This window comes from Enterococcus sp. DIV0756 (assembly GCF_051710745.1).
Classification (GTDB): domain Bacteria; phylum Bacillota; class Bacilli; order Lactobacillales; family Enterococcaceae; genus Enterococcus_A.
Genome location: NZ_JBIOLF010000001.1, coordinates 3,358,068 through 3,383,883 on the forward strand (window position 1 = coordinate 3,358,068; position 25,816 = coordinate 3,383,883).

At 40.7% G+C, this 25,816-nt stretch carries 18 protein-coding genes, 9 tRNA genes, 3 rRNA genes and 1 other annotated feature; of the genes, 5 read left to right on the plus strand and 25 right to left on the minus strand.

What is annotated here, in order from left to right; genetic code table 11:
* Positions 1–17: 17 nt before the first annotated feature.
* The 17 genes from gor to IGI44_RS16260 all read right to left on the minus strand — a co-directional run bounded on the left by gor (position 18) and on the right by IGI44_RS16260 (position 12,643).
* A complete protein-coding gene (gor, locus tag IGI44_RS16180) occupies positions 18–1,367 on the minus strand; it encodes a glutathione-disulfide reductase (RefSeq protein WP_438788843.1) in 1,350 nt (449 codons plus the stop codon).
* Between the two features lie 209 nt (positions 1,368–1,576).
* On the minus strand, positions 1,577–2,818 hold the full coding sequence (locus tag IGI44_RS16185; protein ID WP_438788844.1) for a peptidase U32 family protein: 1,242 nt from the start codon (positions 2,816–2,818) through the stop codon (positions 1,577–1,579).
* Positions 2,819–2,831: 13 nt separating this feature from the next.
* Positions 2,832–3,746: a peptidase U32 family protein gene (locus IGI44_RS16190; RefSeq protein ID WP_438788846.1), complete on the minus strand. Its 915-nt coding sequence runs from the start codon at positions 3,744–3,746 to the stop codon at positions 2,832–2,834.
* Between the two features lie 102 nt (positions 3,747–3,848).
* On the minus strand, positions 3,849–6,347 hold the full coding sequence (locus IGI44_RS16195; RefSeq protein WP_438788847.1) for an ATP-dependent Clp protease ATP-binding subunit: 2,499 nt from the start codon (positions 6,345–6,347) through the stop codon (positions 3,849–3,851).
* A gap of 5 nt (positions 6,348–6,352) precedes the next feature.
* Positions 6,353–6,820 (minus strand): CtsR family transcriptional regulator, encoded by a 468-nt coding sequence (locus IGI44_RS16200; RefSeq protein ID WP_269208789.1) that lies wholly within the window; start codon positions 6,818–6,820, stop codon positions 6,353–6,355.
* A 118-nt stretch (positions 6,821–6,938) separates the two neighbouring features.
* Positions 6,939–7,012, minus strand: a tRNA-Pro gene (locus tag IGI44_RS16205).
* A 17-nt stretch (positions 7,013–7,029) separates the two neighbouring features.
* A tRNA-Arg gene (locus IGI44_RS16210) sits at positions 7,030–7,103 on the minus strand.
* Positions 7,104–7,115: 12 nt separating this feature from the next.
* A tRNA-Leu gene (locus tag IGI44_RS16215) sits at positions 7,116–7,201 on the minus strand.
* 22 nt (positions 7,202–7,223) lie between these two features.
* Positions 7,224–7,295 (minus strand) — tRNA-Gly (locus IGI44_RS16220).
* Positions 7,296–7,299: 4 nt separating this feature from the next.
* Positions 7,300–7,372 (minus strand) — tRNA-Thr (locus IGI44_RS16225).
* Positions 7,373–7,390: 18 nt separating this feature from the next.
* Positions 7,391–7,472, minus strand: a tRNA-Leu gene (locus IGI44_RS16230).
* 9 nt (positions 7,473–7,481) lie between these two features.
* Positions 7,482–7,554 (minus strand) — tRNA-Lys (locus IGI44_RS16235).
* Positions 7,555–7,557: 3 nt separating this feature from the next.
* Positions 7,558–7,630: transfer RNA gene (locus tag IGI44_RS16240), tRNA-Val, on the minus strand.
* Positions 7,631–7,638: 8 nt separating this feature from the next.
* A 5S ribosomal RNA gene (gene rrf / locus IGI44_RS16245) occupies positions 7,639–7,754 on the minus strand.
* A gap of 74 nt (positions 7,755–7,828) precedes the next feature.
* Positions 7,829–10,740 (minus strand): 23S ribosomal RNA (locus IGI44_RS16250).
* Between the two features lie 174 nt (positions 10,741–10,914).
* Positions 10,915–10,987 (minus strand) — tRNA-Ala (locus IGI44_RS16255).
* A 97-nt stretch (positions 10,988–11,084) separates the two neighbouring features.
* Positions 11,085–12,643, minus strand: a 16S ribosomal RNA gene (locus IGI44_RS16260).
* Together the 16S, 23S and 5S rRNA genes with 9 tRNA genes alongside form the textbook arrangement of a ribosomal RNA operon.
* Positions 12,644–13,245: 602 nt before the next feature.
* Between IGI44_RS16260 and IGI44_RS16265 the strand changes: the two genes are divergently transcribed.
* From IGI44_RS16265 to serS, 3 genes are all read left to right on the plus strand, one after another.
* Complete coding sequence (locus IGI44_RS16265; protein WP_010742532.1) at positions 13,246–13,935, plus strand: response regulator transcription factor; 690 nt, start codon at positions 13,246–13,248, stop codon at positions 13,933–13,935.
* Complete coding sequence (locus IGI44_RS16270) at positions 13,925–15,106, plus strand: sensor histidine kinase (RefSeq protein WP_438788848.1); 1,182 nt, start codon at positions 13,925–13,927, stop codon at positions 15,104–15,106. Before IGI44_RS16265 ends, IGI44_RS16270 begins: the two co-directional genes overlap by 11 nt.
* Before the next feature lie 34 nt (positions 15,107–15,140).
* Positions 15,141–15,350: a binding site (T-box leader), on the plus strand.
* A gap of 48 nt (positions 15,351–15,398) precedes the next feature.
* A complete protein-coding gene (serS, locus tag IGI44_RS16275) occupies positions 15,399–16,682 on the plus strand; it encodes a serine--tRNA ligase (protein WP_438788850.1) in 1,284 nt (427 codons plus the stop codon).
* A gap of 76 nt (positions 16,683–16,758) precedes the next feature.
* Here the strand turns inward: serS and guaB are convergent, their stop codons facing one another.
* Together guaB and IGI44_RS16285 are read right to left on the minus strand one after the other, a co-directional pair.
* Positions 16,759–18,243 (minus strand): IMP dehydrogenase, encoded by a 1,485-nt coding sequence (guaB, locus tag IGI44_RS16280; RefSeq protein WP_438788851.1) that lies wholly within the window; start codon positions 18,241–18,243, stop codon positions 16,759–16,761.
* Positions 18,244–18,338: 95 nt separating this feature from the next.
* Positions 18,339–18,821 (minus strand): MerR family transcriptional regulator, encoded by a 483-nt coding sequence (locus IGI44_RS16285; RefSeq protein ID WP_438788852.1) that lies wholly within the window; start codon positions 18,819–18,821, stop codon positions 18,339–18,341.
* 142 nt (positions 18,822–18,963) lie between these two features.
* Here IGI44_RS16285 and IGI44_RS16290 point away from each other — a divergent pair, with 142 nt between their 5' ends.
* Positions 18,964–20,430: an MDR family MFS transporter gene (locus IGI44_RS16290; protein WP_438788854.1), complete on the plus strand. Its 1,467-nt coding sequence runs from the start codon at positions 18,964–18,966 to the stop codon at positions 20,428–20,430.
* Complete coding sequence (locus IGI44_RS16295; RefSeq protein ID WP_438788855.1) at positions 20,427–21,134, plus strand: DUF4811 domain-containing protein; 708 nt, start codon at positions 20,427–20,429, stop codon at positions 21,132–21,134. The genes IGI44_RS16290 and IGI44_RS16295 overlap by 4 nt, the downstream gene beginning before the upstream one ends.
* A gap of 41 nt (positions 21,135–21,175) precedes the next feature.
* On the opposite strand, the gene IGI44_RS16300 is transcribed toward IGI44_RS16295, so the two are convergent.
* From IGI44_RS16300 to rsmG, 6 genes are all read right to left on the minus strand, one after another.
* Complete coding sequence (locus tag IGI44_RS16300) at positions 21,176–21,880, minus strand: DUF1129 domain-containing protein (RefSeq protein ID WP_438788856.1); 705 nt, start codon at positions 21,878–21,880, stop codon at positions 21,176–21,178.
* 14 nt (positions 21,881–21,894) lie between these two features.
* Positions 21,895–22,995, minus strand: coding sequence for a redox-regulated ATPase YchF (gene ychF, locus IGI44_RS16305; RefSeq protein WP_438789012.1), 1,101 nt, complete (start codon positions 22,993–22,995; stop codon positions 21,895–21,897).
* Between the two features lie 29 nt (positions 22,996–23,024).
* A complete protein-coding gene (locus IGI44_RS16310; protein ID WP_438788858.1) occupies positions 23,025–23,222 on the minus strand; it encodes a DUF951 domain-containing protein in 198 nt (65 codons plus the stop codon).
* A 46-nt stretch (positions 23,223–23,268) separates the two neighbouring features.
* Positions 23,269–24,159 carry a ParB/RepB/Spo0J family partition protein gene (locus IGI44_RS16315; RefSeq protein ID WP_438788859.1) on the minus strand — a complete coding sequence of 297 codons (891 nt, stop codon included), beginning with the start codon at positions 24,157–24,159 and terminating at the stop codon, positions 23,269–23,271.
* Complete coding sequence (locus tag IGI44_RS16320) at positions 24,146–24,913, minus strand: ParA family protein (protein WP_438788861.1); 768 nt, start codon at positions 24,911–24,913, stop codon at positions 24,146–24,148. The genes IGI44_RS16315 and IGI44_RS16320 overlap by 14 nt, the downstream gene beginning before the upstream one ends.
* Positions 24,914–24,983: 70 nt before the next feature.
* The gene (gene rsmG / locus IGI44_RS16325; RefSeq protein ID WP_438788862.1) at positions 24,984–25,697 is read right to left on the minus strand and encodes a 16S rRNA (guanine(527)-N(7))-methyltransferase RsmG; all 714 of its coding nucleotides are present in this window, start codon (positions 25,695–25,697) and stop codon (positions 24,984–24,986) included.
* Between the last annotated feature and the right edge of the window lie 119 nt (positions 25,698–25,816).

A 25,816-nucleotide genomic window follows, 5' to 3' on the forward strand; every position in this document is an offset into this window, starting at 1 on the left:
GTCTACAGTCTTTCTTGTTATCTCATCGTTACAAATTCCTCACTGCCAGTTGGATGGATGGCAACTGTATCATCAAAATCTTTTTTCGTCGCCCCCATTTTAATTGCTACGGCAAATCCCTGCAGCATTTCATCAACACCAACACCAATTGCATGTAAGCCAATGATTTTTTCTTCTTTACCAAGACAAACTAATTTCATATCACATTTTTGACGATAGTCGCTCAGTGCAAAATACATTGGTGTAAAACGCGAATGATAGATTTTGATCTGATCTTTTCCATGACGTTCGATTGCTTCTTCTTCAGACAACCCAATCGTCGCCATCGTTGGATGCGTAAAAATCACAGTTGGAACATTTTCATAATCTAAGAATTCTTCTGCCTTGCCATTAAAAATACGCTCCGATAAGCGTCGACCCGCTGCAATAGCTACCGGAGTCAAATCAATCTTGCCAATCACATCACCGACAGCATAAACTCCCTCACTCGTCGTGTTTTGATACTTATCGACAATGACAAACCCTTTCTCATTCAATGTCACAGAGGTATTCTCTAAACCTAACTTATCCGTATTGGGTACACGGCCTCCGGCAAACAGTACCTTGTCCCCCGTCAATGTGTTTCCATTTTCAAAATAAACTGTATAGGTCCCGTCATCATTCTGTTTGATTTCTTTAGCTACATGATGATCGTACAGCTTCATTTTATTATCCCGATAAATCTCAACTAGATTATCCGCCAACATTTTATCAAATGTTCGTAATGGACGGCTGTGACGGAATGCCCAATAAACTTGAGTTCCCATACCTTGCAACACACCACTCAACTCTGCGGCAATATAACCAGCTCCCAAAACCACAACTTTTTTCGGTTGTTCTGTCAGTTCAAAGAATCCGTTGGAGTCAATGGCATACTCACCACCAGGAATTTTCATTTGACTTGGTCGGCCACCAGTTGCGATCAATACATTCGGCGCCGTGTATTCTTCACCGTTCACACTGATAACATGGTCCGATTTGAAAGTTGCATACCCTTCAATTCGTTCTACCTTATTACTATCCAAACCACGATAATAGGCACCATGTAAAAAGTCGATATACTTTTCACGACGTTCAACTAATTCTTTAAAGTTAAATTTTTCGACATCGGCTTGAACCCCATAACTAGGGGCGTCTCGTTCGATCATTTCTAACATGCTGCTGGCCTGCCACATCACTTTTTTGGGTACGCATCCAACATTGACACAGGTTCCACCAATTTTATTTACTTCAATTAATAAAACCTTTGCCCCATACATACCAGCACGATTAGCAGAAGCAATTCCGCCACTGCCACCACCAATAACTATGTAATCATATTCCTTCATTCATTTGCCTCCTAGCTAGTATTTGTGTATAAAAATTTTAGACTAATTTATTCGTAAACCTACATTTAAGCTTTGCTTTACTCTTAATAGGTTCATTTTAATACATTTTTCTAGAAAAGAATCAATTTTTGCCCAATACTCACTTCGCTAAAAAATCACACGCCAAACAATTAGATACTTCCATCCAACCTTAGCATGTGATTTATTTATTAGTCTTTTTTCTTTCGAATCATATCTCCAGGTTGGACAGGTTGTGCAACAGGCATTGTTAATACCATCATAGGATTAGGTGCCCGATCAATTGACTCACCTTCGTCATTTTTCATTTCCGTTACGGTTTGTTCAAAATGTTGGAAATGTGGCCCATAAAATTCAATTTCATCACCTACTCTGAAATGATTCCGTTGACGGACAGTCGCTATCCCTGTAGTCTCATCATAGCTCAAAACTTCACCGATAAATTTGTAGACAGGAATCTTCCGACGCGGGCCAAATAATTGTTCGTTTTCAGTTGGTACATGATAATAAAAGCCCGTTGATAGTTCCCGTTGAGCAACTTTCCATAATTCATCAATCCATTCCTGCTTGCAGACGTAATTATCTGGATCCGCTATATAGCTATCAACCGCTGCTTTATATACATTCGCTACTGTTGAAACATAATGAATGGATTTCATCCGACCTTCAATTTTCAAACTGTCAACGCCATTTTCAATCAAATCAGGAATATGTTCGATCATTGACATATCCACGGCACTCATTGAAAATTCTTCTGTAACATCTCCATTTTCCGTTAATGAGCGATGTTCTTGAGCAAAAGGCATATCGAATAATTCGTACTTCCAACGGCATGATTGCGAGCAGCCTCCACGATTAGCATCCCGCATTGACATATGGTTAGACAACGTACAACGTCCTGAATAAGAAATACACATTGCACCATGAATAAATGCTTCAATTTGAATATCTGTATTGCGACGAATCTCGGCTAATTCTTCCATTGATACTTCACGAGCTAAAACAACTCGTTCAAGTCCTTCATTTTGCCAAAATTTCAACGTCTCGGCGTTCGTTGCTGAAGCCTGTGTTGATAGATGAATTTCTAATCCAGGGGCCTCTGCTGCACAAATTTCGATCAACGCTGGATCAGAAATGATCACGGCAGATATTCCAATATCACGCAATTTCTTGAAGAATTCTCCAGCACCTTCTTCATTGCCTTCATGAGTCACCATATTAGCAGCTACATAAACTTTAGCCCCATACTGATTCGCAAAAGTGACACCCTCTTCCATTTCTTCAAATGAAAAATTTCCGGCCCGTGAACGTAAACCATAGGCATCTCCGCCGATATATACTGCATCCGCACCATAATGAATGGCGGTTTTTAATTTTTCTAATGTTCCGGCTGGCGCTAAAACTTCCGGACGTTTTAATTTTCTTTCTGTCATACTGCTATTACCCCTATTTGATCGCTGCTGGGTCTAAATGATAAAATCCTGTATCCATTCCTCGACCCACAGGATGATATTTTTGAATTTCTTGTTGGGCGTTAAGCATCAACGCATCATTCCAAGAATTCGTTTCTATGTCTGTTTTAGCCTCCGCAAAAATTTTAGCAATTTCCACGAAATTTGCTCCCGGCGTGAATAAACCGTCTAATTTCCACGTTTGATATCCCGCCTGATTAAGCTCCGGCAATTCTTTGATCAGATTTAAATCATTGTCAGCAAAAATATGTGTGCCATGCTGATCTTCGTAAATCGAATAATGTGTCTCAGCCTTTTTCGGTTCTGAAATGAACAACCCTCGTTCTTTAGATGTACTTTCCGTTTGATTTGTATAATTGAAATAATTATCTAATAACGGACGTTTTGATTGATGAATACAAGTAGCCCCATAAACTAACACCTCTACTGGAACATCGACATGTTGACTTAAATGCTGCATCTCTTCAAAAGGAACTTCACGAGCCAAAATTGCACCAACTGCCCCTTTTTTCTGCCAAAAATTAATTTGGCGTGCATTGGTTACTAATGTTTCCGCATCATAAATATAGGGTAAATCATATTGCTGTAATAGATAAATGACCCCTGTATCACCAACAACTACGTGATCTGGTTTAACCTCTGACAAAAAAGCTAAGTATTCTGGTATTTTCTTCATCTTGTCAGGATGCATGATACCATTTACAGCAACATTCACTTTTTTCCCACTAGCATGTGCCAAATCGATCAAAGCTTTTTGTTCTTCTCGAGAAAAAGAGTGAGGCAATCGTAACCCAAAATCTTCTTCTCCTATGTATAATGTATCCACTCCGGCAATTAATAATTCTTCAGCCTGCGCCATTGATTCTGCCGTCGCAATTAGTTCGATCATGGTATTCCTCCTTTTAGACTTTCTCATACTATCACAGCTATCAAAAGTTTCCAACTGATGATACAAAAAGAGAACGACGTTTATACGTCGTTCTCAGAAGGATTAAACCTTTTCTGGTATTTTTTCTTCTTTCGGATTCTTCACAGTTAAAGTAATCTTGCCTTTACTAGCCCCAATTGTTACTGCGTCACCCAATTGAATTTGGCCTGATAGTAAAGCTTCGGCAAGTCGGTCCTCAATTTCCTTTTGCAAAGCCCGACGAATTGGTCGTGCACCATATTCTGGATCAAATCCAACTTTTCCAATCACATCATAAGCAGCTGAAGTAATTTTTACTTTGATCTCATGTTCCTTCATACGATCCAAGACAGCGCGACTCATAATTTTTACGATCTCATGAATCTGCTCTTGATCCAATGATTTGAATACTACTGTTTCATCAATACGATTCAAAAATTCCGGACGGAAAGCCTTTTTCAGTTCTTCTAAAATTCGTTTTTCCATCATCGCATGATCTTTGCTAATATCTTTTACATTGAAACCGACATTTTTCTCTTCACGAATCTCCGTTGCACCAATATTGGAAGTCATAATCAAAATCGTATTTCGGAAATCAACTTTGCGACCTTTCGAATCTGTTAAATGACCATCATCCAACACTTGCAACAAAATATTGAAAACATCTGGATGGGCTTTTTCCACTTCATCTAACAAAATAACTGAATAAGGTTTTTGACGAATTTTTTCCGTCAATTGTCCGCCTTCTTCATATCCGACATATCCTGGAGGTGATCCAATTAAACGGCTGGTACTGTATTTTTCCATGTACTCAGACATATCCACTCGAATCAAGGCTTCTTCACTACCAAACATAGCTTCGGCCAAAGCCTTCGCCAATTCGGTCTTCCCAACACCAGTTGGTCCCAAAAACATAAAGGAGCCTATTGGACGATTAGGATCTTTTAAGCCACTGCGTGCTCGACGAATTGCCCGGGAAATAGCTTTGACAGCTTCTTCTTGACCCACAACTCGTTTATGCAGAACTTTTTCTAAATCCAATAAACGTTGACTTTCTTTTTTCTCTAATTGTTGTAACGGGACACCTGTCCATTGAGACACAACTGCAGCAACATCCTCATCAGTAACTTGATCAAGATAGCCATTCTCTAGCTTAGCAGCTTTAATTTTTGCTTGTTCCAACATTTCTGATAATTGTTTTTCTCGTAATCTTAAGCGAGCAGCTGATTCAAAATCTTGATTCTGGATCGCTTTTTCTTTCTCCATCACTAAATCTTGAATTTCTTCTTCTAACTCTGTAAGCTCAGACACTTCATCAGTCGAATCTAAACGAACTTTCGCAGAAGACTCGTCCATCAAATCAATTGCTTTATCCGGTAATTGACGAGAATTAATATATCGAACAGACAGAGATACCGCAGCGTGTAATGCGTCATCAGTAATTTCTACTCCATGATGCTCCTCGTAACGAGGTCGCAATCCCTTCAAAATTTCTTCTGCTTCCTCCGGCGTCGGTTCTTCTACTTGAACTCGAGCAAAACGACGTTCTAATGCAGAATCTTTTTCAATATATTTCTGGTATTCATCTAAAGTTGTTGCACCAATAGTTTGCAATTCACCACGAGCCAATGCTGGTTTTAAAATATTTGAAGCGTCAATCGCACCTTCAGCACCACCAGCGCCAATCAAAGTATGCAATTCATCAATAAATAGAATAATCTGTCCGTCATGATATATTTCATCAATCACTTTTTTCAAACGATCTTCAAATTCACCCCGATATTTCGTGCCTGCCACTAAGGCACCCATATCTAGCATCATCAATCGTTTGCCACGCATATCTTCAGGTACATCACCAGAAATGATCCGTTGAGCCAACCCTTCAACAATCGCTGTTTTACCAACTCCAGGTTCTCCAACTAATACTGGGTTATTTTTTGTGCGTCGGCTCAAAATCTGAACCACTCGACGAACTTCACTATCCCGACCGACTACTGGATCTAACCGTTTTTCTCGTGCTAATTTTGTTAAGTCACGAGCTAAACCATCTAGAGTTGGTGTTCCCTGCGAGTTACTTTGAGCTGGCTTTGCGGGCGCTTTACGACGACTTCCAGCTCCTTGATTGCCATTTGAAGATTCATTTACGCCCATCTTTTTCAATAGAAGCTGGCGCATTTTGGGCAAACTCAATCCTAAATTTACTAAGATATGAGATGCTAGAATTTCATCGTCTCTCAATAAGCCTAATAAAATATGTTCAGTGCCAACTAATTTTGCATTGAAGCGTTTTGCCTCGTCATCAGCAAAAATTAAAATTTGTTTTGCTCTAGGAGAATAGGGTAGATAGCCACCTTCAGGATAAGACTTTACTGACCCGTAACCAGTCATGTGCTCGATTTCTTCACGAACATCATTTTCATTTGAATTCATTTGACGCAAGGTTTTCCCTGCAATTCCTTGTTGCTCAATCACTAAAGCCAACAATAGATGCTCCGAACCAACCGAGCGATGTTTAAAATATTTAGCTTCTTGTTGTGCAATTGCCAACACGGCCTTTGCGCGTTCTGTATACAGCTGATCCATATCCCTCACTCCTTCTTTTCATAACTTAAACGTTCCAAAAATCCATGAAGAATTCTTGCCCGTAGTCTATTTTCAATTTGACTGATACCAAGAACATTCTTCGATACTGCGCTCAACATCAAATTACCTTCATTTTCTGTAATAATTTCTTCTTCAAATAATTTCTGAATGATTCCAAACGCGTTTGCTTCAGAAATTTCACTTCCAAAAGAGTCCATCAGTTGTTCCAAAAAATAATGCTGATCAGAAATCTTAACTTTACTAATTCGGATATAACCGCCGCCGCCCCTTTTACTTTCAACTAGATACCCACGTTGAAAAGTAAAACGTGTATTGATTACATAATTTATCTGAGAGGGTACACAATTAAATAATTGTGCCATCTCTGCTCTGCGGATTTCAATAATTTCACTATTCTCCAAAATATCTTTCAAGTAAGATTCGATCAAATCAGAGGTATTTCTGCTCATAATATCGCCTCCTATTGACTATTCCTGACCATAATTATATCGAATTTAGGGCATGAAATAAAGAAGAACGCCTTTCTTTAAATAAGGATAAAAAAAAAGAAGGTTTTCACCTTCTTTTTAATCGGGAAGACAGGATTCGAACCTGCGACCCCTTGGTCCCAAACCAAGTGCTCTACCAAGCTGAGCTACTTCCCGATAAATAAAAAAAACTACGCGCCCAAGAGGAGTCGAACCCCTAACCTTTTGATCCGTAGTCAAACACTCTATCCAGTTGAGCTATGGGCGCATGTTTATATTATGCCGAGGACCGGAATCGAACCGGTACGGTGATCACTCACCGCAGGATTTTAAGTCCTGTGCGTCTGCCAGTTCCGCCACCCCGGCGTTTTTTCCTGGTCTTTAGGAAAGCGGAAAACGGGGTTCGAACCCGCGACCCCCACCTTGGCAAGGTGGTGCTCTACCACTGAGCTATTTCCGCACGATGCCGGCTAAAGGACTTGAACCCTCGACCCTCTGATTACAAATCAGATGCTCTACCAACTGAGCTAAGCCGGCAACTACAAAAAAATAAAATGCGGGTGAAGGGACTTGAACCCCCACGCCGTAAGGCGCTAGATCCTAAATCTAGTGCGTCTGCCAATTCCGCCACACCCGCATATACTTATGAGCCGTACTGGGCTCGAACCAGTGACCCTCTGATTAAAAGTCAGATGCTCTACCAACTGAGCTAACGGCTCAAATGGAGGTTAACGGGATCGAACCGCTGACCCTCTGCTTGTAAGGCAGATGCTCTCCCAGCTGAGCTAAACCTCCATGAGTTCGCGTGGCGACGTCCTAATCTCACAAGGGGCAACCCCTCACTACAATCGGCGCTAAGAAGCTTAACTTCTGTGTTCGACATGGGAACAGGTGTATCCTTCTCGCTATCGCCACCACACTATGTTTTTTTGAGTAAACGTCGTTCACTCAAAACTGGATCAGAAACAGTTAAACAACCGTGAATCAATTTTATTGGTTAAGTCCTCGATCGATTAGTATCAGTCCGCTCCGTACATCACTGCACTTCCACTCCTGACCTATCTACCTGATCATCTCTCAGGGATCTTACTTTCTTAAAGAAATGGGAAATCTCATCTTGAGGTGGGCTTCACACTTAGATGCTTTCAGCGTTTATCCCTTCCCTACATAGCTACCCAGCGATGCCTCTGGCGAGACAACTGGTACACCAGCGGTAAGTCCATCCCGGTCCTCTCGTACTAAGGACAGATCCTCTCAAATTTCCAACGCCCGCGACGGATAGGGACCGAACTGTCTCACGACGTTCTGAACCCAGCTCGCGTGCCGCTTTAATGGGCGAACAGCCCAACCCTTGGGACCGACTACAGCCCCAGGATGCGACGAGCCGACATCGAGGTGCCAAACCTCCCCGTCGATGTGGACTCTTGGGGGAGATAAGCCTGTTATCCCCAGGGTAGCTTTTATCCGTTGAGCGATGGCCCTTCCATGCGGAACCACCGGATCACTAAGCCCGACTTTCGTCCCTGCTCGACTTGTAGGTCTCGCAGTCAAGCTCCCTTGTGCCTTTACACTCTGCGAATGATTTCCAACCATTCTGAGGGAACCTTTGGGCGCCTCCGTTACCTTTTAGGAGGCGACCGCCCCAGTCAAACTGCCCATCTGACACTGTCTCCCACCACGATTAGTGGTGCGGGTTAGAGTGGTCATAACACAAGGGTAGTATCCCACCAGCGCCTCTGTCGAAACTAGCGTCCCGACTTCTACGGCTCCTACCTATCCTGTACATGTGGTACAAACACTCAATATCAAACTGCAGTAAAGCTCCATGGGGTCTTTCCGTCCTGTCGCGGGTAACCTGCATCTTCACAGGTACTAAAATTTCACCGAGTCTCTCGTTGAGACAGTGCCCAAATCGTTACGCCTTTCGTGCGGGTCGGAACTTACCCGACAAGGAATTTCGCTACCTTAGGACCGTTATAGTTACGGCCGCCGTTTACTGGGGCTTCAATTCGTACCTTCGCTTACGCTAAGCACTCCTCTTAACCTTCCAGCACCGGGCAGGCGTCAGCCCCTATACGTCATCTTTCGATTTTGCAGAGACCTGTGTTTTTGATAAACAGTCGCTTGGGCCTATTCACTGCGGCTGATCGTTAGATCAGCACCCCTTCTCCCGAAGTTACGGGGTCATTTTGCCGAGTTCCTTAACGAGAGTTCTCTCGCTCACCTTAGGATTCTCTCCTCGACTACCTGTGTCGGTTTGCGGTACGGGCCATTGTTTTCTCACTAGAAGCTTTTCTCGGCAGTGTGACATCAGGAACTTCGGTACTATTATTTCCCTCCCCATCACAACTTGTCCTTAGAGACGTAAGCATTTGACTCACATCAAGACTTGTTGCTTGGACAGACATTTCCAATCGTCTGATTCCTTAGCCTCCTGCGTCCCTCCATTGCTCAAACAAAAACAACGGGTACAGGAATATCAACCTGTTATCCATCGCCTACGCCTTTCGGCCTCGGCTTAGGTCCCGACTAACCCTGGGCGGACGAGCCTTCCCCAGGAAACCTTAGTCATTCGGTGGACAGGATTCTCACCTGTCTTTCGCTACTCATACCGGCATTCTCACTTCTAAGCGCTCCAGCAGTCCTCACGATCTACCTTCAACGCCCTTAGAACGCTCTCCTACCAACACACCATTGGTGTGTTCCACAGCTTCGGTAAACTATTTAGCCCCGGTACATTTTCGGCGCAGGGTCACTCGACTAGTGAGCTATTACGCACTCTTTAAATGGTGGCTGCTTCTAAGCCAACATCCTAGTTGTCTGTGCAACCCCACATCCTTTTCCACTTAATAGTTATTTGGGGACCTTAGCTGGTGGTCTGGGCTGTTTCCCTTTCGACTATGGATCTTATCACTCACAGTCTGACTCCCAGAGATGAATGGATGGCATTCGGAGTTTATCTGAATTCGGTAACCCGAGATGGGCCCCTAGTCCAAACAGTGCTCTACCTCCATCATTCTTACTCTGAGGCTAGCCCTAAAGCTATTTCGGAGAGAACCAGCTATCTCCAAGTTCGTTTGGAATTTCTCCGCTACCCACACCTCATCCCCGCACTTTTCAACGTACGTGGGTTCGGTCCTCCAGTGCGTTTTACCGCACCTTCAACCTGGACATGGGTAGATCACATGGTTTCGGGTCTACGACCACTTACTCATTCGCCCTATTCAGACTCGCTTTCGCTGCGGCTCCGTCTTTTCAACTTAACCTCGCAAGTAATCGTAACTCGCCGGTTCATTCTACAAAAGGCACGCTATCACCCATTAACGGGCTCTAACTTGTTGTAGGCACACGGTTTCAGGATCTATTTCACTCCCCTTCCGGGGTGCTTTTCACCTTTCCCTCACGGTACTGGTTCACTATCGGTCACTAGGGAGTATTTAGCCTTGGGAGATGGTCCTCCCGGATTCCGACGGAATTCCTCGTGTTCCGCCGTACTCAGGATCCTCCTAGGTGCCAGTCAAATTTTGTCTACGGGGCTTTTACCCTTTCTAGCAGACCTTTCCAGGTCCTTCGACTATCTCACTGGACTACCATATCGGAGTCCTACAACCCCAAGAGGCAAGCCTCTTGGTTTGGGCTTTTCCCGTTTCGCTCGCCGCTACTCAGGGAATCGATTTTTCTTTCTCTTCCTGCAGGTACTTAGATGTTTCAGTTCTCTGCGTCTACCTCTAATCAGCTATGTATTCACTGAAAAGTAACATCCTATAAAAGATGCTGGGTTTCCCCATTCGGAAATCTCCGGATCAAAGCTTACTTACAGCTCCCCGAAGCATATCGGTGTTAGTCCCGTCCTTCATCGGCTCCTAGTGCCAAGGCATCCACCGTGCGCCCTTATTCACTTAACCTTATCTTGACTTTCGTCAAGGGTCTTACTAATTTCCATGAGCGATCATGTTCCTTAGTAATAAATAAGCAATTGAACTTATTAAAAAACTCATTCAACGCGGTGTTCTCGGTTTGTTTAAATTATTGTTTCTGTATCCAGTTTTCAATGAACGATTGATGACCAACGTCATCAATGGAGCCTAGCGGGATCGAACCGCTGACCTCCTGCGTGCAAAGCAGGCGCTCTCCCAGCTGAGCTAAGGCCCCAAGTATTTATTTGAGAGTAGACCTCTCAAAACTGAACGAATAAAAGCAAGCCTGTGTAGTTTCCGTAACGTTCATCTCAGATGAACTGATTCCTTAGAAAGGAGGTGATCCAGCCGCACCTTCCGATACGGCTACCTTGTTACGACTTCACCCCAATCATCTATCCCACCTTAGGCGGCTGGCTCCAAAAGGTTACCTCACCGACTTCGGGTGTTACAAACTCTCGTGGTGTGACGGGCGGTGTGTACAAGGCCCGGGAACGTATTCACCGCGGCGTGCTGATCCGCGATTACTAGCGATTCCGGCTTCATGTAGGCGAGTTGCAGCCTACAATCCGAACTGAGAGAAGCTTTAAGAGATTAGCTTAGCCTCGCGACTTCGCGACTCGTTGTACTTCCCATTGTAGCACGTGTGTAGCCCAGGTCATAAGGGGCATGATGATTTGACGTCATCCCCACCTTCCTCCGGTTTGTCACCGGCAGTCTCGCTAGAGTGCCCAACTAAATGATGGCAACTAACAATAAGGGTTGCGCTCGTTGCGGGACTTAACCCAACATCTCACGACACGAGCTGACGACAACCATGCACCACCTGTCACTTTGCCCCCGAAGGGGAAGCTCTATCTCTAGAGTGGTCAAAGGATGTCAAGACCTGGTAAGGTTCTTCGCGTTGCTTCGAATTAAACCACATGCTCCACCGCTTGTGCGGGCCCCCGTCAATTCCTTTGAGTTTCAACCTTGCGGTCGTACTCCCCAGGCGGAGTGCTTAATGCGTTAGCTGCAGCACTGAAGGGCGGAAACCCTCCAACACTTAGCACTCATCGTTTACGGCGTGGACTACCAGGGTATCTAATCCTGTTTGCTCCCCACGCTTTCGAGCCTCAGCGTCAGTTACAGACCAGAGAGCCGCCTTCGCCACTGGTGTTCCTCCATATATCTACGCATTTCACCGCTACACATGGAATTCCACTCTCCTCTTCTGCACTCAAGTTTCCCAGTTTCCAATGACCCTCCCCGGTTGAGCCGGGGGCTTTCACATCAGACTTAAGAAACCGCCTGCGCTCGCTTTACGCCCAATAAATCCGGACAACGCTTGCCACCTACGTATTACCGCGGCTGCTGGCACGTAGTTAGCCGTGGCTTTCTGGTTAGATACCGTCAAGGGATGAACATTTTACTCTCATCCTTGTTCTTCTCTAACAACAGAGTTTTACGATCCGAAAACCTTCTTCACTCACGCGGCGTTGCTCGGTCAGACTTTCGTCCATTGCCGAAGATTCCCTACTGCTGCCTCCCGTAGGAGTTTGGGCCGTGTCTCAGTCCCAATGTGGCCGATCACCCTCTCAGGTCGGCTATGCATCGTTGCCTTGGTGAGCCGTTACCTCACCAACTAGCTAATGCACCGCGGGTCCATCCATCAGTGACGCAAAAGCGCCTTTCAAACCGAAACCATGCGGTTTCGATTGTTATACGGTATTAGCACCTGTTTCCAAGTGTTATCCCCTTCTGATGGGCAGGTTACCCACGTGTTACTCACCCGTTCGCCACTCCTTTTCTTTCGGTGGAGCAAGCTCCGGTGAAAGAAAAAGCGTTCGACTTGCATGTATTAGGCACGCCGCCAGCGTTCGTCCTGAGCCAGGATCAAACTCTCATAAAAAGTGTTTGAAACAGCCTTACGACTGTTAAGCTCAATTGTAATAATTGACTTGCTAGCATATTGCTTGCTATGTTGTTTGCTTCTATAATAGAAGCGCCCTACACATTTGGTTTGTTTTATTCGTTCAGTTTTCAAAGGTCTACATTGTTTGTCGCTTTGTTTCAGCAACTTTTATATCTTAACAGGTTGCCAAGCGAATGTCAACAACTTTTTTAAGTTTTTTTTCGAACAAGTTATCATCATCACTTTATGCGACTTTGATAGAATAACTGAAAACCAGTTATCTGTCAACAGCAATTTAGGTGTTCCGAAATATTTTTTTCTGTTTCAGAACATAAAATAATATAGCAGTTTTAAAGGGTTGGGTCAACGAAAAAATGAATTTTTTATTTACTTTTTTTAAATCCGATGAATAAATATAAATATCATTTTTTTGTTCGCTTTTTATCCGTTTAAAATAAATTTTCAACTCTATTTAAAAATGAATTTTCGTCATTTTATTTTTGATTTTTCCTTAACTCATAATGCTGACTTTCGCCTTCCTTTGATTTCTTTGGTAAAATGGGGGTGTAATTATTTTTAGACGGACGGAGGAACACTTAATGAAAGTATTAGTCGCAGATGATGATAAAGAAATTGTTGAGCTACTTAGCATTTATTTGCATAACGAAGGATATGAAGTAGTAAAAGCTTATGATGGAAAAGAAGCACTCAGCAAACTTCGAACTACTAATGATATTGATTTACTACTATTGGATATTATGATGCCTGTTATGGACGGTATGCAAGTAGTAAAGGAATTGAGAAAGGAATCGCAAATTCCAATCATAATGTTAACAGCAAAAACAACCGATATGGATAAAATTAAAGGATTGGTTGCTGGTGCCGATGATTATGTTACAAAACCGTTCAATCCTTTGGAAGTAATGGCACGTGTCAAATCTCTATTACGTCGGACTAAAATGCACGTTGCAGAGGATCAACCAGATATTCTTGAAATTCAATCTTTGATCATCAACAAAGACTCACATGAGGTAAAAACAGTTGATGGAAAAGAAATTCAATTAACAGCATTGGAATTTGGTATCCTTTATTTACTAGCCAGCCATCCAAATCGTGTTTTCAGTGCTGATGAAATTTTTGAGCGGGTTTGGAAACAAGAAAGTATCGTCTCAGCAAAAACGGTCATGGTTCATGTCAGCCACCTACGCGACAAGATCGAAGAAGCAACTGATGGCGAAAAAGTGATCCAAACCGTTTGGGGTGTGGGTTATAAAATAGATGCAAAATAAATTAGAAAAGAAAAAAAGAGTCACGCTCACTTCAAAAGAAGTGAGCGAATTGATTGCCGAAGGAATTGTCACTGTCATTTTGTTACTTCTATTAAATGTGGCAATTATGGTTCTATTTACACAAATGCTTAATAATTCACCTGATCTGAGCGATGCAATTTATCGTTCAAAAGATATTTTTGCTAATAATTTTGATAGTGATATTTTCTGGAGTGGCCGTAATTTTGTCATTCCTTTCTTCATCATTGTTGATGGATTAGTAGTTTTTTGGCGTTTGATTCGACGCTATAGACAAATGCAACTACGACACATTATTAACGAGCTGCATTACATCGCTAATGGAAACTACGATTACCGAATTCCCTTCGAATTACGCGGTGATCTTAGTAAAGTTGTTGACAGTATTAATGGCTTGGTTGACAGTACTGTTGCTGCTATTGAAGACGAGAGAGAGATCGAAAAATCTAAGGATGAATTGATCACGAATGTCAGCCATGATATAAGAACGCCACTAACTTCAATCATTGGCTACCTTGGTTTGATCGAAGATGGCCAATATCAAAGTACAGATGAAATTTTGAAGTATACGAGTATCGCTTATAAGAAGGCTAAACAAATGAAATCTTTAGTAGAAGATTTATTTGAATACTCAAAAGTTCGACAACCTTCTGTTCCTGTCAACAATGTTTCTTTTGATATGGTACAGTTATTAGAACAATTGGCAGCAGATTTTGAGTTAGAAGCCAAGAAAAAGAATATTCAAATACAAGTCGATACAAAAGAAAATCAATTGGTAATGGACGGTGACACAGAGAAACTCGTCCGTGTGTTTAATAACTTAATCACTAATGCATTGAAATATGGCACTGAAGCTGACAAAATAATTATTGAGATCAAAAAAGAAAAAAATGAAGTTGTAGTTACCGTAAAAAATAATGGATCTCCGATACCTAGAGAATCTCTTGATCAATTATTTGATCGATTTTATCGTGTAGACGGTTCCCGCTCGCAAGAAATAAGTGGGACGGGGTTAGGTTTGGCTATAGCACAAAATATTGTTAATCTCCACGGTGGCTATATCTATGCACAATCAAATGAAGAGTGGACGTCGTTCATTATTCACTTACCACTTTATAAAAACCAAATAAAGACGATATCGGATAATCATTGACTTTAAATTTTTGATTGCTTATACTATTCTCAATAAGATAGATATGCAGGAAACCAAGTACATAAGTTTGTTTTTTTAGAGAGTTGATGGCTGGTGAAAATCAACAAAGCAGCTTTTGGAAATCCAGTTTCGCAATCTGCGTTTTTTGAAAGAAAAACCGGGTGACGTCGATAACCGTCAATCAAGTGCAGCATATGCTGAATTTGGGTGGTACCGCGAAATTCAACACCTTTTCGTCCCTGTAATTGGGATGAAAAGGTGTTTTTTTATTTTTTTAAAGGAGGAAAAATCAATGCTAGATGTAAAAATGATTCGTAATAACTTTACAGAAGTAAGTGAAAAATTGGCAACTCGTGGCGTTAAAGAGGATGTATTAAAGCGTTTCCTAGATTTAGACGAACAGCGCCGACAATTGTTAGTAAAAACAGAAGAACTAAAAAAATACCGGAATGATGTTTCAAGCGAAATTGCAAAACTTAAACGTGAAAAAAATGATGCCACTGATAAAATTGCTGAAATGAAGGAAGTCGGCACACGCATTAAGGATTTCGATGCACAAGTGGCTGAGATCGATGCACAATTAACTGAGATCGCAACAACTTTACCAAACTTGCCTCATGATTCAGTACCTATTGGTGAAGATGAAGATGATAACGTTGAAGTACGTCGCTGGAGTAAACCACGTCAATTTTCTTTTGAACCAAAAAATCATTGGGATATTGCTGAAAATTTAGACATATTAGATTTTGAGCGCGGGGCAAAAGTTGCTGGTAGCCGTTTTGTTTATTACAAAGGTTTAGCTGCACGTTTGGAGCGCGCTGTATATAACTTTATGTTAGATGAACATGTCTATGAACAAGGGTATACTGAAATGATTACTCCTTACTTGGTGAATAGTAAAGCAATGTTCGGAACAGGACAATTTCCTAAGTTTAAAGAAGATGTATTCCAAGTTGAAGATCGTGATTTGACATTGATTCCTACTGCAGAAGTTCCGTTAACAAACTACTATGCTGACGAAATATTAGATGGCAAAGAGTTGCCGATATATTTCACTGCCTTGTCACCTTCTTTCCGTTCTGAAGCCGGTAGTGCAGGTCGTGATACACGGGGATTAATTCGTTTGCATCAATTCCATAAGGTGGAAATGGTTAAATTCAGCGACAAAGAGAACTCTTACGACGAATTAGAAAAAATGACTCAAAATGCAGAAATCATTTTGCAAAAACTAAACTTACCTTACCGCGTAATTACTTTATGTACTGGCGACATGGGCTTTTCAGCGGCAAAAACTTACGATATCGAAGTTTGGGTTCCTGCTCAAAATACGTATCGCGAGATTAGTTCATGTTCAAACTGTGAGGATTTCCAAGCTCGTCGTGCAATGATTCGTTATCGTGATGAAGATGGAAAAGTACAGTATGCCCATACCTTAAATGGCTCTGGTTTAGCTGTTGGACGTACGGTAACTGCCATTTTAGAAAATTATCAAAATGAAGATGGCACAGTTACAATTCCAGATGTATTAGTACCATACATGGGTAATGTAAAAGTTATCAAAAAAGAAAACAAATAGTTCACTGTCATTAAAAAACAGCGACTTCGCAATGCGAAGTCGCTGTTTTTTGTATCAGTAATTTTTCAAATAGATTTTATTGTTCAACTGAATAATTTGGTGCTTCTTTTGTAATTTGAACATCATGAGGATGTGATTCTTTTAAACCATTCCCACTCATCTGGACAAACTGCGCATTTTCACGTAAGTGCTCTAAGTTGCCAGCACCAACATATCCCATCCCAGCTTTCAATCCACCAATCATTTGGAAAATGATGTCCGCTGCTGTCCCTTTATAAGCAACTCGACCCTCAATTCCCTCAGGAACTAATTTATTCGCTTCATTGACACCACTTTGGAAATAACGATCACTTGAACCTTTTTCCATTGCGCCTAGTGAACCCATACCTCGATAAGTTTTAAAACGACGACCTTGATAGATTTCAAATTCTCCTGGAGATTCATCTGTTCCAGCCAGCATCGATCCTAACATAACTGCATGTCCGCCTGCTGCTAGAGCTTTTACGATGTCTCCTGAGTATTTAATTCCCCCATCTGCAATGATTGCCTTACCATATTGACGAGCAACAGAAGCTGCATCATAAATAGCGGTTAGTTGTGGAACACCAACCCCAGCAACAACCCGCGTTGTACAGATTGATCCAGGTCCGATACCGACTTTAACAACGTCCACACCAGCGTCATATAACGCTTTTGCTCCTTCGGCAGTTGCAATATTACCAGCAATCAAAGTGGCTTCTTTAAAGGTTTCACGAATTTCACGAATCTTACGTAAAACACCGGCGCTATGCCCATGAGCCGTATCAATTACAATCGCATCTGCTCCGGCTTTTAGTAATGCTTCTGCTCGTTCAAAGGTATCACTAGTAACCCCAACAGCTGCTGCAACTAATAAACGACCATGCTCATCTTTGGCTGCATTGGGAAATTCAATAACTTTTTCGATGTCTTTGATTGTGATTAAGCCACTTAAACGTCCATCGGCATCAACGATTGGTAACTTTTCAATTTTGTGTTTTTGTAGGGTCTTTTCTGCATCTTGTAATTTAGTGCCCACCGGAGCAGTAACTAAACCATCTTTTGTCATAACTTCATGGATTGGGATACCATAATCAGTCACAAATCGCATATCTCGATTTGTAATAATACCAACTAATTTACGATTTTCCAAAGTTTCTACGATCGGCACACCACTAATACGGTAACGACTCATTAAATCTTCTGCATCCTGTACTTTGTGCTCTGGTGTTAAGAAAAACGGATCTATGATTACTCCGCTTTCTGAACGCTTTACTTTCCGAACCTCATCTGCTTGGGCAGCAACACTCATATTTTTATGGATGACACCAAGTCCGCCTTGTCGGGCCATAGCAATCGCCATTTTACTATCTGTCACAGTATCCATACTTGCACTCATCAACGGAATGTTCAATTTGATATTTTTCGCCAATTGTACACTCATATCCACTTCATTTGGTAATACATGGCTCTCAGCCGGAATCAACAAAACATCATCAAATGTCAGACCTTTTTTTGCAAACTTCGTTTCCCAATTAGACATTGTTCGTTACCACTCCCCAGAATTATTTTTAATAAAAAAACTAACAGAATGAACGAGTGAAGTCAACATCTTCTGCCAAAATCCTCATCTAACCTTTATTTTTTGGAATATTCAAACCACTCTTTAAGTAATTCACCTGTGATTTCACTCTCTTTTTCAATAATTTGATAAGTAGCCTGATTTGTTACATTATCACGAATCAAATAAAATCCTTCCTTATTCGTAAAATCATCTAAATAAATGACCGTATACCGATCATCTACTTGTTGAATTCCCTTAAATACTTCACGTATTAGTATTTTAGCTTGATGAATATTTTCTTGCCGTTCTCGTGCCTTTTCCACTGCTGTTGTCAATGTGTACCCTTCATCTAAAAAGTGTTTAATGATTTCAACTTTGATAACCATTGGTAATTTGAACTTTCGATTACCACTCTTCTCACCTGTTGATTTTATGTAGCCCTTTTGTTCCCAATAGCGAATTTGACGTGGGGAAACACCCGTGACTTTACTTAATTCGCTGATGCCTACTAATAAGTCGTCACTTTCTAGGAGTTGCTTAACCGTATTATTCTTCACAACGCATCCCTCTCTTCACCTATTGATTATACTTTCGATAACACAAGTGTCAAGTAAGTTGACAAAGAAAAGAAATAGCAGTAAAGTAACAAACGAACATTTATCGTTTCTGAAAATTTTCATAGAGAGAAGGCGTTAGATCGTGAGTAATAATCAAACGGTCGATATTTACGGGAAACCCTACAATCGTTCCTTATTAGTTGTTGTACTATTAATAGGAACTTTCTGTACAGTGTTAAACCAAACATTGTTAACAACAGCTTTTCCAGCACTAATGAAAGCTTTTGATATATCTGCTTCTAGTGTTCAATGGCTAACAACTGGCTTTTTGCTAGTGAATGGGATTATGATCCCAATCAGCGCATGGTTGATTAATAAATTTAGTTCAAAAAGATTGTATCTAACTGCAATGACCATCTTTTTGATTGGTACAATTAATTGCTTTGTCGCTCCTAATTTTTCTACATTACTAATTGGACGGTTGGTACAAGCTGCTGGCGTAGGAATATCAATGCCTTTGCTACAAAACATTATGCTATCAATTTTCCCACCAGAAAAACGTGGTTCAGCGATGGGGATGGCAGGAATCGTTATTGGCTTGGCTCCTGCTTTAGGCCCTACCCTTTCCGGGTGGATTATTGACCATTATACTTGGCGTGATCTTTTTGGTATGGTGATCCCAATTGTCATTTTAGTTTTAGTCTTGGCAATCTTTTTAATGAAAAGCGTTATTCAATTATCTAATCCAAGTATTGACGTGTTATCAGCACTGCTATCTACCGTTGGTTTTGGTAGTTTATTATATGGTTTTTCTTCCGTTGGTAACGATGGTTGGGGCAGTCTAAAAGTTATTGGCTTCTTAATTATAGGTGTAGTTGTCATTGGTTTATTCGTATGGCGTCAGCTACACTTAGAACATCCTTTCCTAGAACTGCGTGTTTTTAAATCCCCAACTTTTACAATTGCTGCTATATTGAGTGGTGTGGTAAACATGGCAATGGTTGGAGCAGAGATGGTACTTCCTTTATATATTCAAAATATTCGAGGTGAATCTGCCTTCCATTCTGGCTTAATGCTACTACCTGGAGCTCTGATCATGGGGTTGATGATGCCAATTACTGGAGCAATTTTTGATAAACACGGTGCTAAAAGATTAGCAATCAGTGGTATGTTGATCTTAACAGCTGCTACATTGCCTTTTGCTTTCTTAACGCAAGAAACACCGGTTATAATGATTGTTGTCCTTTATGCAATGAGAATGTTTGGTATATCAATGGTTATGATGCCTGTTACGACTTCCGGCATGAACGCTTTACCGATGAATTTAATCAGTCATGGTACCGCAGTGAACAATACTTTTCGTCAAGTTGCAAGTTCGATCGGTACTGCTGTTTTGATTAGTATTCTAACAAATGTCACAAAAGATAATTTGCCAAAAGCAAGTTTGTTAAAATCCTTGCCTTTATCCTATAAAGATCAAGCAATTAATGCCACCCTTTCTGGTTACCATGCTGCTTTCTTTGTTGCTGTAATCTTCGGACTAATTGGCTTCCTTATTACCTTTTTCTTGAAAAATAATAAGAAGATTGAGGGAGGGGTTGCGAAATGATTTTTGTCATCACAATTATTAGCGTAATAGCATTTGCTTTAACAAATATTTTTGCTAAAAAAGCTTGGCAAACATTTCTGTCAATTATTTTTGCAGCAATCTTTCTAGTTAGTCTCGGTTTCATTACTGCTAATGATCACTACCATTATGGTATGAAGAAAGTCACAGAAACAACTACTCAAACTTTGACTTCAACCGCAAATAATAAAGATATGAATATATTACTTTATCAACCACTGGGTAACGGAACAGAAAAAATTTATTTGTACAAAACGAATGAATCCCAGAAAAAGCCAAAAACAACAGGAACAAATCATGTCACCAATATTGTTAAAAAAAATCAAACAAAATCTCAATTAGAAACAAAGAAAACCTATTGGATTTACAAAAACGATACTACAAAGTTTTGGTTTAAATTTACAAGTAAAAATCATCAACTGATTAAAGAAAAAAATATCTTTAATGTTCAAAAAGATTGGTTGGTTTTAAGTACTGAACAAGCAAAAAAACTAGCGAAATTAGTTCAAGAAAATAAAACTACTATGCAATCTGAGGCAAAATCGTTTATTCAAAATAAAGTTAAGGCAGCAATGATGCAAAATCCTACTATGGATCAAGCAGCTCAACAAAAGATTATTCAGCAAGCTACCGCTGAGTATCAACAACTTGCGCTAGCAAAAATAGTCACTGAAGTGACAAAATAAAAGAAGAAGCAAAGTTCAGACGAACTTTGCTTCTTCTTTTATTATTTCCGTGGTGCAGTTGCCAAACTGCTGATAATTCCAAAACGTTTTTTTAAATAGTAGCGTAACGCTAACGCTAGTCCTGCTAGCACAATCATTACCATTGGATCAAGAATAGGGTTCAAAGCTGGCGGTAATAATGCTGCACCATTAAAGACTAAGAACCAGACTATTGTTACTGAAACCAACATTAGAATCGTTTTCCAAGTCTTCGGTTTTTTCGATTTGTCTGCTCCAGGCTGTTCGTATTGGTAGACAAATAAATACATCATGTAAAACACTAGCCCACCTACTGCAGACGCTACAATTAATGTTGTCAGACCATAAGTAACCGTTTGTGTTCCACGTGAAACAAACAATCCCATGATTCCTGCAACAACTCCTAACAGTCCAAATAACAATAGGAAATTATCAAGCCACATCAATGATGCAGTGGTCGATTTTTTCTGCTCTGCCGGTTTGTTAACAATTGCATCTAATCGTTCTGAAACTGTTCCGAACAATTGACGAGCAGTCTTGCCAGCTTTTTGTTCCTCGACTAAAATTGGCAGCATCTCATTTAAGGCTACGATGGTTTGTTCATCCGTTAAGTTCGCCGCTCTTAATGACTTCTTCAAGTCAAAGATGTACTGCTCATTACGTTTAGTCAACTTCGCTTCAAGTTGAACATTTTCTGCTTGCAACGTTTGTAACTTTTCTGGTTCCATTGTTTCTTTCCTCCCTAAACGTTGAAACGGAACAACATGACATCTCCGTCTTGCACAACATAATCTTTTCCTTCTAATCTGACACGCCCAGCTTCCTTCGCCGCATGCATACTGCCGTACTTATCTAAATCATCAAAAGAAACAGTTTCAGCTCGAATAAACCCGCGTTCAAAGTCAGTATGAATGATTCCTGCCGCTTGAGGGGCTTTCGTCCCTTTTCTGAAAGTCCATGCACGAACTTCTTGTTCTCCTGCGGTAAAATACGTAGCTAACCCTAATAAGTCATACGCGGTACGAATCAATTGATCTAATCCAGACTCCTCGATTCCCATCGCTTCCAAGAATTCAGCTTTATCTTCATCTTCCAACTCAGCAATTTCTTCCTCTGCTTCAGCGCAAACGACAATCACTTCTGAGTGCTCGCTAGCAGCGAAATTTCGTACTATTTGAACGTATTCATTACTGTCAGGATCAGCAACTGTATCTTCATCTACATTTGCTACATAAAGCACTGGTTTACTTGTTAGTAAAAATAGACCCTTAACAATTTTCTGTTCTTCTTCAGTAAATTCAACTGTTCGAGCAGATTGTCCTTCTTCTAAAACAGGTTTTAACTTATCTAGAACGGCCAACTCCGCCACAGCATTTTTTTCTTTCGTTTTAGCTACTTTTGCCACACGTGTGTAACGTTTGTTTACAGAATCTAAGTCGGCTAAAACTAATTCCAGATTGATTGTTTCGATATCTTCTAATGGATCCACTCGCCCTTCAACGTGTGTAATGTTTTCATTATCGAAACAACGCACTACGTGACAAATAGCGTCTACTTGACGAATATGGCTCAAGAACTGGTTTCCTAGTCCTTCACCCTTACTAGCGCCTTTAACGATTCCAGCAATATCTGTGAATTCAAATGTTGTGGGAACAGTTTTTTTCGGATGAACTAGTTCGGTTAAGCGTTCTAAACGCCAATCCGGCACCTCTACCATTCCGACATTAGGATCGATCGTTGCGAAAGGATAGTTGGCAGCTTCCGCTCCTGCTTTTGTAATTGCATTAAATAAGGTAGATTTACCAACATTTGGTAGTCCTACGATTCCGGCTGTTAAGGCCATGTTCCACTTCACTCTTTCTCTACTAAGAATTATTTCTGAGTTGTATCAGCTTTCTTCTCAAGGATTTTTTTCATTTTTTTCTCAAAATCACGGCGTGTCATCATAACAATATGTCCGCAATTGACACACTTAATTTTGATGTCCGCACCCATACGAATGATTTCCCAGCGATTTGTCTGGCAAGCATGCGGTTTTTTCATCTCAACGATATCACCTAAATCATACATCTGGCAAACCTCCTATTGCGCATTCATTTATCAAACATATTCTTGTCTAAGATTCATCAAAATGGATATTCAAAATATCTAAGATACGTGTCAAATCTGATGGTGATAAGTATTCAATCGAAATTTTGCCTTTACCGTCTTTTTCAACGATCTCAACTCCTGTTCCGAATTTATCCATCAAACGGTCTTCGCTTTCTCTTAAATAATAAGGTTTTTCTTTAGTCAAACGAGGTCCTTTTTTCTTGTCTTTCGCTTTTCCCTCATTATATTCAGTAACAATTTGTTCTAATTGACGCACAGTCAAATTCTCTTTTACTGCACGATTCGCCAACTTCAAGATTTGATCTTTTTTCTTTAACCCTAATAAAGTTCTAGCTTGGCCCATGGACAAACGTTCATCCTGAACCATTTCCTTCACTAGCTTTGGTAAAGTCAACAAACGTAAATAATTTGCGATGTACGGACGGCTTTTCCCTAAACGGTTTGCTACATCCGCTTGAGTCAATTTTAGATTCTTCATTAACATCTCATAAGCTTCCGCTTCTTCTAATGGATTCAAATCTTCACGCTGCAAATTTTCCAATACTGCAATCTGCATCATCGCTTCTTCATCAAATTCACGGATAATCGCAGGAATCGTTTCTTTTCCTGCCAATTTTGACGCACGGAAACGACGTTCACCAGCAATCAGCTCGTAGCCTTTAACTGCTGATTTTCTTACAATAATCGGTTGAAAAACCCCCGACTGTTCGATCGAGTTGGCTAATTCTTGCAACGTCGTCTCATCGAACGACTTTCGCGGTTGGTAAGGGTTGGGACGTAAATCACTTAAAGGAATTTCAATCACTTGATCATTTTTCATATCAACTTCTTCAATTTCAGAAAGATCTTGAAACAGCGCATCGATCCCTCGACCTAATCCTTTATTTTTGCTCACGAACTAACACTTCCTTTGCTAGAGCTTGATAAACTTCAGCACCTTTTGAGCGTGGATCATAGTCAATGATCGGTTTGCCATGGCTAGGTGCCTCAGATAAACGGACATTTCTCGGAATAATTGTATCGTAAACTTTCTCTTGGAAATAACGACGAACTTCTTCGACTACTTCTGCACCAAGATTTGTTCGAGCATCATACATTGTTAATAATACGCCTTCAATCTCTAAGCCAGGATTGAAATGTTTTTGAACTAAACGAACCGTATTTAATAATTGGCTCAATCCTTCTAACGCGTAGTATTCGCATTGAACTGGGATTAGAATTGCATCGCTAGCTGTGAAAGCATTGATCGTTAAATGCCCTAATGATGGTGGACAATCTACTAAAATGAAGTCATACTCATCACCGACTTCAGCTAAAGCACTCTTCAAGCGTGATTCACGAGCCATCATAGACGTTAATTCAATCTCTGCTCCAGCTAATTGCAAAGTGGCAGGAACGATCGATAAATTTTCGCGAGGTGTCTTAATAACCGTCTCTTTGATCGAAACTTCATTAACTAAAACATCATAGATATCTTGCTTCACATCAGGTTTCCGAACACCTAATCCGCTTGTCGCGTTCCCTTGTGCATCGCTGTCGATTAATAAGACCTTCTTACCATCTTGAGCTAAGCACGCACCCAAATTGACAGTCGTAGTCGTTTTTCCAACCCCGCCTTTTTGGTTTGCAACAGATATGATCCGTGCCATTTAATTTCCTCCTAGTTCCTAATAAAGAATTTATTTTTCTGAGAAAAAAGAGCTGTGCTATCCATCTAAACTACTTTAGTGGCTGTTTATTAGGCAGACCTGGTTTACGTGGATATTTTTTTGGCGTCTCTTTCTTTTTTTGCACTATTATAATATGACGTGTGTCCCCATTAGGCAACGAAACATCTTCAGCTTGGATTAGTTTACCACCTAATAAAGCAATAGCTGGTCTTGCTTCTGCTAATTCCTCTTCACTTTTCGCTGCTTTCAAAGCAAAAAAGTAACCATTCTTTTTTACTAATGGTAAGCATAATTCTGTCAACACGTTCAATCTTGCCACCGCCCGAGCAGTTACAAAATCAAACTTTTCACGAAACTCAAAACTTTGCCCAAAAGTCTCCGCTCTATCATGGTAAAGAGATACACCGTCCAATTGCAAAGCATCTACTAAAGTTGTTAGAAAAGTGATTCGTTTATTCAAAGAATCCACGATTGTAACCTCCAACTCTGGAAAAACAATCTTTAATGGCAGACTAGGAAACCCAGCGCCTGAACCAACATCGCATAGTTTTCCTTTAGGGTTGAATGTTTCAGAAAAAGCTAACGTTATGGAATCATAAAAATGTTTCAAATAGACCTCTTCAAGTTCAGTAATGGCAGTGAGATTCATCTTTTGATTCCATTTAACCAATAAATGAAAATAAGTCGCGAATTGATCCATCTGTCTTGTTGATAGCTTGATTCCTTGTTTGCTTAATTCCAATTGAAATTCTTCTGGTCTCATAAGAAATCCTTTCGTTTTCGTGAAACAGCAAAATGTTTCACAGACTATCCTCTACTTTAACGCATTATTGCTTTACATGCAATGGTTTACGTATGTTTCACAAGGAGATTAAGAAAGCT

What these genes read in the sequence shown, in the direction of transcription:
- gor (WP_438788843.1), bottom strand. Translation starts at nt 1,367, where the DNA reads ATGAAGGAATATGATTACATAGTTATTGGTGGTGGCAGTGGCGGAATT.
- IGI44_RS16185 (WP_438788844.1), bottom strand. Translation starts at nt 2,818, where the DNA reads ATGACAGAAAGAAAATTAAAACGTCCGGAAGTTTTAGCGCCAGCCGGA.
- IGI44_RS16190 (WP_438788846.1), bottom strand. Translation starts at nt 3,746, where the DNA reads ATGATCGAACTAATTGCGACGGCAGAATCAATGGCGCAGGCTGAAGAA.
- IGI44_RS16195 (WP_438788847.1), bottom strand. Translation starts at nt 6,347, where the DNA reads ATGGATCAGCTGTATACAGAACGCGCAAAGGCCGTGTTGGCAATTGCA.
- IGI44_RS16265 (WP_010742532.1), top strand. Translation starts at nt 13,246, where the DNA reads ATGAAAGTATTAGTCGCAGATGATGATAAAGAAATTGTTGAGCTACTT.
- IGI44_RS16270 (WP_438788848.1), top strand. Translation starts at nt 13,925, where the DNA reads ATGCAAAATAAATTAGAAAAGAAAAAAAGAGTCACGCTCACTTCAAAA.
- serS (WP_438788850.1), top strand. Translation starts at nt 15,399, where the DNA reads ATGCTAGATGTAAAAATGATTCGTAATAACTTTACAGAAGTAAGTGAA.
- guaB (WP_438788851.1), bottom strand. Translation starts at nt 18,243, where the DNA reads ATGTCTAATTGGGAAACGAAGTTTGCAAAAAAAGGTCTGACATTTGAT.
- IGI44_RS16295 (WP_438788855.1), top strand. Translation starts at nt 20,427, where the DNA reads ATGATTTTTGTCATCACAATTATTAGCGTAATAGCATTTGCTTTAACA.
- IGI44_RS16300 (WP_438788856.1), bottom strand. Translation starts at nt 21,880, where the DNA reads ATGGAACCAGAAAAGTTACAAACGTTGCAAGCAGAAAATGTTCAACTT.
- ychF (WP_438789012.1), bottom strand. Translation starts at nt 22,995, where the DNA reads ATGGCCTTAACAGCCGGAATCGTAGGACTACCAAATGTTGGTAAATCT.
- IGI44_RS16310 (WP_438788858.1), bottom strand. Translation starts at nt 23,222, where the DNA reads ATGTATGATTTAGGTGATATCGTTGAGATGAAAAAACCGCATGCTTGC.
- IGI44_RS16320 (WP_438788861.1), bottom strand. Translation starts at nt 24,913, where the DNA reads ATGGCACGGATCATATCTGTTGCAAACCAAAAAGGCGGGGTTGGAAAA.
- rsmG (WP_438788862.1), bottom strand. Translation starts at nt 25,697, where the DNA reads ATGAGACCAGAAGAATTTCAATTGGAATTAAGCAAACAAGGAATCAAG.